A 13,455-nucleotide genomic window follows, 5' to 3' on the forward strand; every position below is an offset into this window, starting at 1 on the left:
AATTATATATTTTTTTACATTAGATGTCAAGTTTATTATAATAACTCAATAAGTTTCATAAAAATTATAAATTCTCCTAACCATATACCTTATTATATTAATACTATCTATTCTAAATAAAAAAACACCAAAATTGAATTTAATAATATATACATTATCAATCATAAGCGATATATAACAAGTATTTACGACCTTACTAGTCACTCATTTTCATCAATCAACCTTAATTTAATATAAAATTTAATTCAAAGATAGATAACTATATCGAATAAAATAATATAGACTTAAAATAATAAAAAGTCTCAATTAGAGGTTAATTGAGACCTTCAGATTAAATTTAATAATTTATTGATTATCTCCAAATATTAAGCTTTCTGAATTCCAATTCTTTAAAATTTAAAAATTCTTTACCTAATTTCACAAAATCATTAGATAGTTTATCTAAATCACTGACATAAAATTGGTTATCCTCTATACTATTATCTTCATTTAACAAGTCCTTTTTATTTAAAATCTCCCGAACCTTTAATGCAATACCTCTACCAGGATAAATCAACTTTACCTTTTCCCCCATAACATCTCTAATAATTCCCTCTAAATAAGGAAAATGAGTACAACCCAATAATAAAGTATCTATCCTTTCTTTCTTTAATGGTGTAAGATAAGCCTCAGCAATCTCTTTAGCTTCACTACTATAAAGCTCTCCTCTCTCAACTAACGGAATGAATTCAGGACAGGGCTGGGAGAAGACCTCAATCTTAGAAGATGCCTCCTTTAGCCCCTTCTGATAGGCTCCACTTTCAATTGTCCCTTCTGTTGCTATTACTCCTATCTTATTATTATCTGTTGCCAATACAGCCTCTTCTACACCTGGTTCAATTGGTCCTATAATTGGTATATCAAATCTCTTTTGAGCATCCTTTAATCCTGCTGCTGTAGCAGTATTACAAGCTATTATTACCATCTTAGCATCCATTTTAATAAAGTAATCTATAATCTCAAGCACAAAGTCCCTTACCTGACTTTGTGATCTTATACCATAAGGGAGATGAGCTGTATCCCCAAAGTAGATAATCTGCTCCTTAGGAAATTCAGCTATTACCTCTTTAGCAATTGTTAGCCCCCCTACTCCCGAATCAAAGAGAGCTATTGGATTTTTTTTACCCATTGTCACCATCCTATCCAACTCTTAATTTATTATTATAATATTCATTTACAGAATATTAGGTAATATTTTTATTTTATTTATATTCTAGTCCAAATATAAAGTTAATTATAACATGATTTTAATGAATATAACTAATTATATTATTTATTATTATATGTTAAACAAGGAATTAGTAATTATAATTTCTCATTAATATATACTTACAAAGTAAAGACGAGACCACAGCCTCGCCTAAATCTAACCTTTAATTTATTAAGTTGCTATTAAAAGTTAAGGGTTCTTCTAACTCTAAATGACCTACCAAAGTCTGTACCTTACTACCTTCAACCAATATTTGAACCTTATCTACACCATCGAGAGCAGTTAATGTATTGACAATAGAATAGACAGTAACTGTCTCGCCTGTACTCCCACCCCAATGATTAGTCTGTATTTCCTTACTAAAGTCAACTGTAGCTGTCCTCCCCTTCAGCTCTATTCCCAATAACTTCGTTTGAGTAGGAATAGTCATCTCCAGCCCTTTAGTTTCTGGTCCTTTAATCAACTCTTTAATGACATTCTCATACAGATTGTTAGACTTTATCTCTCTTATCTCAGCTGTCAAGTATTGAGCCTGAGCATCACTAAAATATAATTTAACCTCTTTAGTTGTAAAAAACTCAGAGAACAAAAGAATAACCAAGATACAAAGTCCCACAACAATATATAAGTTTATAATTTTCTCTTTTAACATCAAGACTCCTCCTCTGCCAACAACCTAAAGTAATTATTGATACCTTTGTATAAAGCTATAGCTGCCTTATCCCTAAACTCTTCACTCATTAACAACACTTCTTCTTCTTTATTACTCAAAAAAGCAATTTCATTTAAAACAGCAGGCATATTTGTAGTATCTAATACTTTTAAATCATTAGCCTTCACTCCACGATCATAAGTACCTAAATCCCTAAGTAAAGCTCTTTGAGTCAGATTGGCTAATAATAAATTTGCCTGATTATAATTAGGTCTTATATAAGTTTCAGTACCACTATACTGACCATCCACATGTGAGTTAAGGTGAAGACTGACAAAGATATCGGCATTATTATCATTGGCTATCTTGGACCGGTCTGTCAATTCAATATAATCATCAGTCTTTCTAGTCATAATTACCTCAGCCCCACCATCTTCTAATAACTCCTCTAACCTCAGAGCCATATCTAAGACCAAATCTTTTTCTCTAGAGCCAGAGTAACCTATAGCACCAGGGTCACGACCTCCATGCCCTGCATCTACTACTATTACTTTACCTTTTAAATAGCTCCTGAAACGTTCTTCTATTATATCTATCTCTATATTATCAGTTATGCTTTCAGATTTGATTTCAAAATCTAAATCCTTTTCTAATTCCAAAGCTATTCTTACTTGATTAGGATCTGTAGAGTATTGACTAACCCTAATATCCTTAATTATTCCATCAACCTTGGAAAGTTCAATCTGCTTGAGATCAACTATAGTATCAAAGATATCTATTACTAAACGATTAGGATTAACTAACTTATATACCTTATACTCTCTATCCTTTAAAAGAGAAAGCTTCAAAGTCTGCTTTAACTTCTTCTCTTCCAAATGCACCCCAGTCAAATTATTGACCAACTTTACCTGAAGATTATTGCCTTTCCATTCTAGTTTGTAAGGTACTAATTTAGTCAAGTCAACCACTACCCTTGACTTTTCTTTATTAAACTGAGAAATTCTAATCTCCTCAATTAGTTTATTATCTACCTTCAAAGTATGTTCTTTGATAGTATTTACTGTGAAAGGAAAATCAAAGACCAATCTATCGCCATTAACCAGCGGGAATACTTTTGGCTCTACTTGATTACTTAGTTTAAATAAAAGGTCTTCTTCTGAACTATAATCTATTCCTAATAGTTGGCTACTTAACGGTATAACCGCTAGGTCCCCCCCATTATTTTCTACTTCTACCTTAATTTCACCTTCTAAATCCAAGACTACTCTAACTATATTATATGGTTGAGTCTGAAATTGGCTCAATCTAACCCTCTTAATAGACTTATCTTCAACCTTTAGCTCTCTTGCCTTCTCTAAAGCAGCATTTTTAATATCAATCACTACTCTACTAGGATTTGACAGATAATTAACCCTAGTAGCATTTAAAGGTCTTGTAGCTCCAATATTAATCCTTGAACCATCATAATTGATAGAGTTAATAATTGGACTCAGCTTTACTAAATATTTATATTCATCTCCATCTTTTCTCTGTTCAATATTATAATTTATATTATCATATAAGTCTATTATTACTTTAGTATTATTATTTAATTGAGAGATATGGTAGCCTTTAATTAAATCACTATCTACCTTAGGCTTGTCCAAATTCGAGGTAATTGTAGCACCTTGAATATCTAAGACTATCCTAGCTGGATTTGAGAAGAACTGGACATCATAATCTACTTCTTCGGTTATTAACAACTCTAAACCCTCATAATCTTCATTCTTAGGATAATCTATATCCTTAATCTTCCCTTTAACCTCAGATATCTTAACGATTCTCTGCTCAGGATAGGACTTAATCAATAAACCTAAAGCATTACCCAAATCCTTCAATGGAACCATAATCTTCTCATTAATTGATATTACTTTTGTATCCATTTTAATGATTTGATTATCAACTTGTAAGTACTTATCACCAACTCTAAATTTGATAACCTTACCTTCTTTATCTAACTGGATAGTATCAATAGATGTAAACCATTTCATTTTAATAGAGAGATTATCTGTCAATATCTCTAAAGGAATTAATATACTATTATCTACTATCTTATAATCTAATTGATCAGTAATTAAATCACCATTAATCATCAGCCTAATCTCATCATCTTCTTCTGCTCTAATAGATATAGATGTTATTACCAAAAACATTAATGTCAGTACTAATACCCGCTTTGGCATATTGCTTGCCTCCTAAACTTAGACTATCTATAATTGTTTATTAGTTTACCATTAATATTCTTATTAATTTTATAAAGTCCTCTTTCAATTAGTCTTTTTTTCTTGATAATATTTCTCAATCCCTGCCACAATCCCCTCAGCAACCTTCTGTCTAAAACTTGCAGAACCTAGTAATCTCTCCTCAACAGGATTTGATAAGAAGCCTGTTTCTACTAAAATTGATGGCATAGTGCTTTCTCTTAATACAGCAAAATTAGCAGCCTTTAAACCTTTGTCTTCTAATCCACTTCTCTTAATCATTTCACTTTGTACATACCATGCTAACGCCCAATTTTCCTTACTTGCATTCCAATGAGCGTAAGTTTCAGCCCCATTAACTGAAGTCCTAGGGTGGGAATTGGCATGAATACTGACAAAAATATCAGCATTTAGGGTATTAGCTATCTCTGCTCGTCCAGCTAGTGGAATAAAGCGATCATTTTCTCTAGTCATGACAGTATTATAACCTTTTTGCCTTAATAAATTGTTTACCTTTTGAGCTATATCCAAATTAACACTCTTCTCTTCTACCCCCATTACACCAATGGCACCAGGATCATAGCCCCCATGTCCAGCATCTATGACTATCTTCTTTCTTGATAATTTCAATTCTTCTTTAACTCTAGGTTGACTAATAATAGAAGAAGTAGCCACTTGTAAGTTATTACGGATACTCAAAATTAATCGAGAACCTTCTTCAATCAAATAGTAACTACTCATTGCATTAATATCAACAGTAACCCTTACTACCGCAGGATCAAAATTATACTGACTGATTCTAACCTGCTTAATCATACTACTGTTGACTGAAATTAGATTCTTAAGCATATTCAATCCCACATTCTTTATATCTAGGACCAATCTAGTAGGCTGATGATATAATTTCAAATTATATTTACTTAAAGAGTCCATATCTATAATTACTTGTGATGTTTGATTGAAGGTCTTAATACTAACATCATTCACCATATTCTTATGATAATTTATTGACTTGTTTTCACCATCCCAAGCCAGAGTCCCACCATATAACTTTGTTAAAAATCTCAATGGCACCATAACTTGTCCATCAACTAAAGCAGGCTGTATATCTAGAGGAACAGGTTTATTATTAATTAAAGCTATTCTATCATTTACCTTAAGAATAACATGAGCGCTCTTATTATATATCTCTAAAGTCTTTTTATTATTATCCCAGCTCACTCTATCCCCAAAGTAATCTGAAATAAAACGAGCAGAAATTAGTGTTCTTCCATTAACAACCTTTATAAATTCAAGGCTTAATTCCTCACCATCTAGGATAAATTTAGGACTTTTAGCCTCTACTACTAAAGATAAAAAAACCGTTACTGCAACAAATAGTGCAATTAGACTATATTTATTTTTCATCATTTCTTCTCCTTCCAACTATGATTAATGCTATGACGTAATAGTGTGATTTAATAGTTTGATAATAATTTTAATCAACCTTAAAGGTAGTACTATATAATAGTTTAGCATGGCAATCTAAAAATTTAAATTTTAAAAGTCCTTTTGTTAGTAATTTACTCTTCTTTACTTTGACTAAATCATAAGGGACATTAACCATCTCTAAAGTAAATGTACTACTACTTGGAATTAACCTCTTAGTCTGAACTATAATTTGATTCCCTTCCTGTTTAATCTTATCTATCTTTACTTCACAACCCCTAACATTATTCCCACCGATTGAGGCATAGATTAAAAAATATTTACTATAGTCTATATTTAAGTCCAATAACCTCTGATGATACTTAGGGAGTTCGAAGACATGTTCTTTTCTTGTAATAACCTGAAAGTCGACTTCACAGCTACAGTCATCCCTTTGACAAAGATCATCTCCTTTTTTTGGCAGTAGATGCTGAAAAGGAATAAGACTTTTACTATTAGCTTTTCCACTAGATATTAATGATTTTAATGGAATTTTAATCATTTTATCACTCCTTAATAAAAAAGTGGGGAAAATTCTTTCCCACTTTACTCTCCATTCTAAACTTATTATATTATTATCTTGACACTAATTATGACTATAAAATGACTAAATTAACTATTAGGAAATTTTTTCTTCATCTTACCTTAAAATCCCCTTTCCTTCTTTAATATATTTTCAAGGTCATTTACTAAAAACCTTTATGTAAATTTAATTACTGATAACTTAATCTGGTAATTTCCTATCTTGCAGTTATTACCATACCTTCAAAATATCTTTATAATTTAAATGTTAAATAATTATCATTATCTTTACTTTTATTCTCCATTAATTCTTAGTTAAACTTTAATTATCCAATTTATCTATGGCTATAAACCAGACATAGTAATTTAATTATAATATACAAACTCTATTTTCTCTAGACTACTTTATGTATTAATAAAAACAATAGTTATTTTTTTACTTTTATATGAATATGCTAGTTTATAGTATACCAAAAATTCCATCTAATAGATTGGAGGATTTATTTATGAATATTGATATAGTCTTACTCTTACAATTAGGCTGCGGACTATTCTGGTCTTTAACTTATCTATTAATTATAGTTAAAGGTTTCCATGACAGAACCTACGGAATGCCAATATTGGCTATTTGTGCCAATATATCATGGGAATTTATCTTCTCCTTTATTATCCCTCACCCAAGTCCACAACTTTACATTAATATTATTTGGTTTATTCTTGATTCGATTATCTTATTTCAATTTCTTTATTTTGGGAAAGCAGACTTCAAAGAAACCTTTTACCAGAAGTACTTTTATTCTATCTTCTTAATAACATTAGTAATTAGTTTCTTAAGTATCTTACTCATCTCTTATGAGTTTAATGATAACCTTGGTAAGTATGCTGCCTTTGGACAGAATCTTATGATGTCTATCTTATTTATAACTATGCTAGTAAGGCGTGGTAATCTTGCTGGACAATCATTATTTATCGCCTTATTTAAGTTATTTGGTACATTATTTGTCTCTATTGCTGCTTATATGATTGAATACTCTACACTTATAACCTTTCTTTCTATAGCTACTTTTTTCTTTGATTTTGTCTATACTATACTACTATATAACTATAACCTTAAAATCAGAAATAAAGCTATATAAAATATTGGATATATATTCTATAACTTTTATTAGCTTTCCACGATATAATTAGATTATATAATATTAAATACATAATTATTTTAGTTAAATTGACCTTAAAGGATGATATTACGATACTTTACTTTACTTTTAAAAAGTAAGCAAACTTCTTAGGTTCCGCCTAGGGGCGGGTTAGGTTTTCAGCCCAAGACTACTTCTTCGGGTTTGAACAGATAACCCTTCGTGAAATTTTAATTTTTATGGTTCTCCTACGGGGCGTCCTTGATGCACCCCAAGAGTACTTCTTCAGGCGTAGTACCTTCAGGGCGAAAAAGTAACCAAACCTACGGGTTCATTCTTGGATTTATTACGAAAGGTTTTTGTTCAAAAACCTGTAGGGAACCCTTCATGGTCCTACAGGGAATATAATGCAATTCCCTTTCGTGCAAAGCCAGTCCAATCCAGAAAAAAATATACCTACGGGTTTAAAGAACAAACCCTCCGTGGCAAAGCCCACTCACTCAGCAATCAAGATATTAGTTATTATTAATCAGATTCTCTAATCAAAATCAGATTAAACTTTAAATTTTGGCTCAATTTTTGCTTTGTTCAAACAGAAATCTTTTCCGTTTTTAAAGATTTTAACTGTTCACTGTTTACCTTACACTGTCAACTCAAAAAAATGTCATAATATATCCATTAAGCGATATACTTAACTAACTAAACACTAATAAACTTTTAAAAATCATAATAGCTACAATAAAATTCATAAAAAGGTGTGATAAAATCTATGAAAAAGAGCATATCAATATTTTTAATAACTGTGTTACTAGTATCTTCGACCTCTTCTGTCTCAATAGCTAAAGCTAAAAACGAAAAACATAAACATAAAAATCAACATTCTTATAGTAATATTTCAGTTGATAATAACTTTATCAAAAAAGTCTTTAATATAGGAGATAAAGAGATTAGATACTTCAAAGACTTTAATATAGGCACGGAAGAGTTAAGCTTAATCTTATATCTATACTCTATATCTAATAAGGACATTACTACTACTGATATCAATTTTATTGTTGAGAACAAAGATAATCTACCTAGATTAACTTGGTATCTTGGATTACCGCCGATTATCTTTGAAGATGGAATCATCACTTTGCGCCATCCAAAATTAGATAGAACTCTCCCTCCTTTAGGACAGAAAGTCTATAAAAACAGCCGCAAAGGACCAGTCAAGGAAAAGATTGATATAGATGATAACAAGTATGAATACGAATATGATAGTAAACCTGCAAGGATCAAAGAAAAGATTGAAATTAAGGCTGACAAATATGAATACAAGTATGAGAATAAACGCTTAGGAATCGAGGAGAAACTAGAGGTAAAATATCCTTCTTATAAATACGAATATCATTATAAAAATGAAAGAACAGGAGAAAATATCAAAAAGGAAGGAAGAGGTTATCCACTTAGTCCTAGATACTTCTATCAAAAGCTAAAGGATAAAAAAGAAAGGGAATCTAACTTTAATGTATCTATAAGGATAGATATAAATTTATCAAGATAGAATAAATTTAGATAAAAAAGATACGGTATCTCTACCGTATCTTTATTTAATATATTATAAGATTAAATCACTATTTTTAGCTGGACGAGCATCAAACTCTTCCTTCTTCTTATCAAAACCTTCTCTACCTAATACACCATAAGCGTATTGCTTACCTAATTCTACACCTGGTTGGTCAAAGGCATTAATATTATAGAACTCTCCCATAAGTGCAGTAGATAATTCATACATATAGAAGAATTGACCGATAGTAAACGCATTTACCTCAGGGAAGATAACTGTGCAGTTTAGCCTATTATTATCAACTAATGCCAATTCAGTAGCTTTCTTTTCAACAGTTAATAACTCATTGAAAGTGTGCCCACCTAAATAAGATACTCCAGAAATATCTTCATAACCAGGAGCAATCTCTAAAGTCTCTTTATAATTCTCTACTTCTAAGAAGGTAACCACCTTATCAAAAGGCCCTTCCATATATAGTTGAGCTTGAGAATGTTGGTCAGTAGCACCTAATGCTTTAACTGGAGTAGGTCCTACATTTACAACTTCACCTTGGCGGCTAAACTTCTTACCTAAAGATTCAGCCCATAATTGGCGATACCAATCAGCAAGATCCTTTAAGTCATGTGCATATGGCATCATTACAGACATTGGCTTACCATCTTGGTCAGCTAAATATTGTAAAGTAGCATTTAAATAAGCTGGGTTCTTCCATAGATCATCTGTATTACAGATTTCATCCATATAAGCTGCCCCTGCTAATAACTCTTCGATATCGATTCCAGTAAATGCAGCAGAAACTAATCCTACTGGAGTTAATACAGAGAATCTTCCTCCTACATTTTCAGGAATATAATAAGTCTTCAATCCCTCTTCTTTAGCAATCTTGATTAGATTACCAGAATGTTCACTTGTAGTAGCAATAAAGTGATCAGCTACTGCATCTTCACCTAATTCTTCTACTACCATAGCACGAGCGGTTAAGAATTGGCTCATTGTCTCAGCAGTACCACCAGATTTAGAGATTACATTGAACATAGTTCTTGATAAATCTAATGTCTCTAATAACCCTTTTAATCTAGTTGGGTCTACATTATCAGGAACGAATAATCTTGGATATCCATTTCTAGCTTCTTCATTTAAATTGTAGTATGGATGATTTAAAGCAGTCTGTAATGCAATATTACCTAATGCAGAACCACCAATTCCTAATACTACAAAATTATCATACTTATCCTTATTAGCATCAGCATACTCTTTAATCTCTTTAGCAATAGCTTTATGGCTTTCAGGTAACTCCATAAATCCTAATTTTCCTGCCTCCTTAGCAGCTCTAATGGCTTTATGACCAGCTGTTGCTCTCTCTTGCATAGCATCTACATCAGCTTTAGTATATCCATGCTCTTCACCAACAGTTTCAGCAAACATATTGTTTACATCTAACTTGATGCGCATAGACTCTTTCCATGAAGCATCTTCATATCTTTTTGTCATTTCTTAAATCCCCCTTATATTATTATCTTCTTGTTATATGTATTTTATCCAAAGCTAAAATTAATAAATTAACTTAAGATAATATAAAACTAAGTTATATAATTGTCTAAAAATGTCTAAATCATTCTCATTATGTACTTTATACACCCATTAACACTATTCTACTAAAAATGAATCATTCCTGCAATAAATTATTTCAAATTAAAATCCAAATTATTTTAAATAACAACTATTTTTGAATAACATCGATTATAAATAATTTCTGACTAAGAATAGATTAGCTATCACCTCTACAAGATATTGATCAATAAACAATAATATTACTAATTTTGGCAAAAAAGCGATTCATGTAAACTAAACCATTTTTCAGCTTATATAAAAGAAAAAACCTTATCGATTAATAATCGATAAGGTTGAATAATCATTTCTTACGCCCAAAAATACGTAATAAATATAAAAATAAATTAATAAAATCAAGATATAAAACCAAAGCACCTATGATACTCTCTTTTGTATCCTCATCTGTTCCTTCATTCCCAATCACATTCATCTCTTTAATCTTCTGAGTATCATAAGCTGTCAATGCAGTAAAGATAATAACACCCGCATAAGTTGTAATCCAATAAAGCACACTACTATAAAAGAATAAATTAATTATAGTAGCAATAATCAAACCAAATAACCCCATTAAACAGATACTACCTACATTACTTAAATCATTGTCAGTGTAATAGCCATAAGCACTCATAAATCCAAAGATAGAAGCTGCAATAAAGAAGGTAGATACAATAGAACCCCCTGTATATACCAAAAATATAACAGAGATAGTTAAACCATTTATCACTGAATAAGTAATGAAACTTAAGGTTGCAGTTCTAACAGACATTCTATCAACTCTTGCAGATAAAAACATTACTAACAACAACTCTCCTATCAGTAATCCATAAAAGACAGTACTGTTACCTAAAATCAGCGTTAACATTGTCCTTGAAGAGATAGTTCCAATAGCAACAACAGCTGTTATCACTAAAGCCAATGCCATCCAAGAATATACCTTTCTAATAAAATTTCTCTGCTCAGCCTCTATCTGACCTAGACTAAGTTGCGTTTCCATAATCTATTCCTCCTTATCAATCTTTATATGCCTAATAATATATTCTTCGTCCCCCTTATTTTTCCTCTAATTACTTATATAATCTCCTTCTAGTAAATATAATTTCTTATATTAAAAATAACCTGGAGAAGCTTATAGAATTAATTTCAAATAAACCTCTGTATCCCTTAAAAATTCATTTTCTTTTACATAATCTATTGCCTTTTTACCTTTATTATCCTTGATATTATAGTCAGCACCTAACTTCAATAATCTAGTAACAACTTCAGGATTTTCATTATACTTAGCCGCAAACATTAGAGGAGTCCATCCATAATCTGTTTTAGCATTTATATCAGCTCCTGCTTCCACTAGCAGCTCTATTATCTCTGGATTAGAATTGTATTGAGCAGCATACATTAAAGGAGTCATACCATACCAACTTTTAAAATTGCTTTTTGCCCCACTGTTCAATAATAAAGATATTAATGTAGGATCCTTACTAAACCTAAGAGCATAGATTAAAGGGGTCTCCTCCTTTTTATCTACATCATTGATCTTTGCACCAGAATTTATTAGATATTCAACAAGCTTTAGATTATCCTCCTGTATAGCTAACATCAAAGGAGTTCTACCGCTTCTATCTCTACACTCTAAACTAGCACCATTACCAATTAAAGTATTTACTATATCTAGATTCCCATTCTCTATTATTGCATACATTAAAGCTGTCTTTCCTATATTATCTCTAATATTTAACTTGGCTCCATTATCAATCAATGCTTTTATTATTTCAGGATTTTGATTAAATTTAACAGCATTAATTAAAACAGTGCTTCCGTCAACACTCTTTAAATTAACATCTGCACCAGCTTCAATTAACTTTATTATAACCCTAGAATCACTGTTTCCTTCTGCTGCATAAAACAATAAAGTTTTACCATCTTTATCTTGTTTATCAATATTATCTACCTGGTCAATAAGAGGACCTACTAACTCTAATTTATAGTTTTTAAGCAGATACATCAATGGAGTAGTTTGTTTAATATCTTGCTGATTAATCTCAGCACCGGCATCAATTAGAACTTTTATTATTTCAGGATTTTTATTATACTTGCTAGCATAAAGCAAAGGTGTTTCTTTTAAACTAGTTGCAAAGTTAACCTCAGCCCTATTTTTAATTAATAGTTTTATTATCTTAGGATTATTAGTATATCTAGCAGCCCACATCAATACACTAGCACCATAAGGGATTCTGCCGTTAACATCAGCTCCATAATTGATTAGAGTAGAAATAATCTCGAAGTTATTAGTATGTTCAATAGCATACATCAATAATGTCTGATCACCTTCAAATTCAATATTTAATTCTGCTCCATTTTTAATCAGAAGTTCCACTAATTCAGCATCCCCTCTATTAATAGCATAGACTAGAGGAGTCTTATTCTGCTCTCCTAACAGATTTACATCTGCCCCTTGATCGATCAACACCTCCGCTACTTTAGGATTTTTATTATATCTTAAAGCATAAAACAGAACAGATTCACCATAAATATTAATATCATCAACCTTTGCTCCGTTATAAATTAATAGTTTGATAACATCTTCATCATCATTATATTTGGCAGCAAACATTAATGGAGTCTCCCCATCAATATTTTTAGCATTTATATTGGCACCATTGTCAATTGCTAATTCAATTCTAGATAAATCTCCATATTTACAGAGATTATGAAAATTATTAGCTGAAACTACACTACTAGACAGTATAATTATTAAACTAGATATAATTAAAATAGAAAATTTCTTCATTCAAATCCCTCCTTTTTTATTTTATAACCATAATTCTATCGATATTAATAATCTTCTACCTTTAAATATAATAATCCTGTTAAGTTAAATTCAAATTAAACCTAAAGACTTATAAAATTAATTTGAATTATAAAATTTAAAATTTAAAAGATTACCAGGTTGTATTCCTATAGATAAATATGATAAAATTATGATAGGTAACATCTAACCGGTTAGATGTTCATGAAATTTAAATGATATTATA

10 protein-coding genes are annotated in these 13,455 nt (G+C 30.7%); 2 read left to right on the top strand and 8 right to left on the bottom strand.

The genetic code is table 11. The annotated features are described in order from the left end of the window. Positions 1-352: 352 nt before the first annotated feature. The 5 genes from murI to U472_RS13585 all read right to left on the bottom strand — a co-directional run bounded on the left by murI (position 353) and on the right by U472_RS13585 (position 6,110). Positions 353-1,168, bottom strand: coding sequence for a glutamate racemase (gene murI / locus U472_RS13565; RefSeq protein WP_068719286.1), 816 nt, complete (start codon positions 1,166-1,168; stop codon positions 353-355). A gap of 244 nt (positions 1,169-1,412) precedes the next feature. Next, the gene (locus tag U472_RS13570) at positions 1,413-1,901 is read right to left on the bottom strand and encodes a GerMN domain-containing protein (RefSeq protein WP_068719287.1); all 489 of its coding nucleotides are present in this window, start codon (positions 1,899-1,901) and stop codon (positions 1,413-1,415) included. After that, positions 1,901-4,123 carry an N-acetylmuramoyl-L-alanine amidase family protein gene (locus U472_RS13575; RefSeq protein WP_068719288.1) on the bottom strand — a complete coding sequence of 741 codons (2,223 nt, stop codon included), beginning with the start codon at positions 4,121-4,123 and terminating at the stop codon, positions 1,901-1,903. The genes U472_RS13570 and U472_RS13575 overlap by 1 nt, the downstream gene beginning before the upstream one ends. Before the next feature lie 84 nt (positions 4,124-4,207). After that, positions 4,208-5,548: an N-acetylmuramoyl-L-alanine amidase family protein gene (locus U472_RS13580; protein ID WP_068719289.1), complete on the bottom strand. Its 1,341-nt coding sequence runs from the start codon at positions 5,546-5,548 to the stop codon at positions 4,208-4,210. A gap of 70 nt (positions 5,549-5,618) precedes the next feature. Beyond that, entirely contained in the window at positions 5,619-6,110 is a 492-nt protein-coding gene (locus U472_RS13585; RefSeq protein WP_068719290.1) for a protease complex subunit PrcB family protein, read from the bottom strand. Positions 6,111-6,636: 526 nt separating this feature from the next. On the opposite strand from U472_RS13585, the gene U472_RS13590 reads away from it, so the two are divergent. After that, positions 6,637-7,266, top strand: a complete 630-nt coding sequence (locus tag U472_RS13590; protein WP_068719291.1) for a transmembrane-type terpene cyclase — start codon at positions 6,637-6,639, stop codon at positions 7,264-7,266. A 769-nt stretch (positions 7,267-8,035) separates the two neighbouring features. After that, positions 8,036-8,812, top strand: coding sequence for a lipase chaperone (locus U472_RS13595; protein ID WP_068719292.1), 777 nt, complete (start codon positions 8,036-8,038; stop codon positions 8,810-8,812). Between the two features lie 54 nt (positions 8,813-8,866). Here the strand turns inward: U472_RS13595 and U472_RS13600 are convergent, their stop codons facing one another. The 3 genes from U472_RS13600 to U472_RS13610 form a co-directional block, all read right to left on the bottom strand. Continuing rightward, positions 8,867-10,306, bottom strand: a complete 1,440-nt coding sequence (locus U472_RS13600) for a glucose-6-phosphate isomerase (RefSeq protein ID WP_068719293.1) — start codon at positions 10,304-10,306, stop codon at positions 8,867-8,869. Between the two features lie 421 nt (positions 10,307-10,727). Beyond that, entirely contained in the window at positions 10,728-11,420 is a 693-nt protein-coding gene (locus U472_RS13605) for a Bax inhibitor-1/YccA family protein (protein ID WP_141677994.1), read from the bottom strand. 132 nt (positions 11,421-11,552) lie between these two features. Next, entirely contained in the window at positions 11,553-13,211 is a 1,659-nt protein-coding gene (locus U472_RS13610) for an ankyrin repeat domain-containing protein (RefSeq protein ID WP_068719295.1), read from the bottom strand. Positions 13,212-13,455 lie beyond the last annotated feature (244 nt).

The sequence above is a fragment of the Orenia metallireducens genome, from assembly GCF_001693735.1.
In the GTDB taxonomy this organism is placed as follows: Bacteria; Bacillota; Halanaerobiia; order Halobacteroidales; family Halobacteroidaceae; genus Orenia; species Orenia metallireducens.

Bases quoted from the DNA above. Each gene is read 5' to 3' on its own strand.
- murI (WP_068719286.1), bottom strand. From the start codon at position 1,168: ATGGGTAAAAAAAATCCAATAGCTCTCTTTGATTCGGGAGTAGGGGGG.
- U472_RS13570 (WP_068719287.1), bottom strand. From the start codon at position 1,901: ATGTTAAAAGAGAAAATTATAAACTTATATATTGTTGTGGGACTTTGT.
- U472_RS13575 (WP_068719288.1), bottom strand. From the start codon at position 4,123: ATGCCAAAGCGGGTATTAGTACTGACATTAATGTTTTTGGTAATAACA.
- U472_RS13580 (WP_068719289.1), bottom strand. From the start codon at position 5,548: ATGAAAAATAAATATAGTCTAATTGCACTATTTGTTGCAGTAACGGTT.
- U472_RS13585 (WP_068719290.1), bottom strand. From the start codon at position 6,110: ATGATTAAAATTCCATTAAAATCATTAATATCTAGTGGAAAAGCTAAT.
- U472_RS13590 (WP_068719291.1), top strand. From the start codon at position 6,637: ATGAATATTGATATAGTCTTACTCTTACAATTAGGCTGCGGACTATTC.
- U472_RS13595 (WP_068719292.1), top strand. From the start codon at position 8,036: ATGAAAAAGAGCATATCAATATTTTTAATAACTGTGTTACTAGTATCT.
- U472_RS13600 (WP_068719293.1), bottom strand. From the start codon at position 10,306: ATGACAAAAAGATATGAAGATGCTTCATGGAAAGAGTCTATGCGCATC.
- U472_RS13605 (WP_141677994.1), bottom strand. From the start codon at position 11,420: ATGGAAACGCAACTTAGTCTAGGTCAGATAGAGGCTGAGCAGAGAAAT.
- U472_RS13610 (WP_068719295.1), bottom strand. From the start codon at position 13,211: ATGAAGAAATTTTCTATTTTAATTATATCTAGTTTAATAATTATACTG.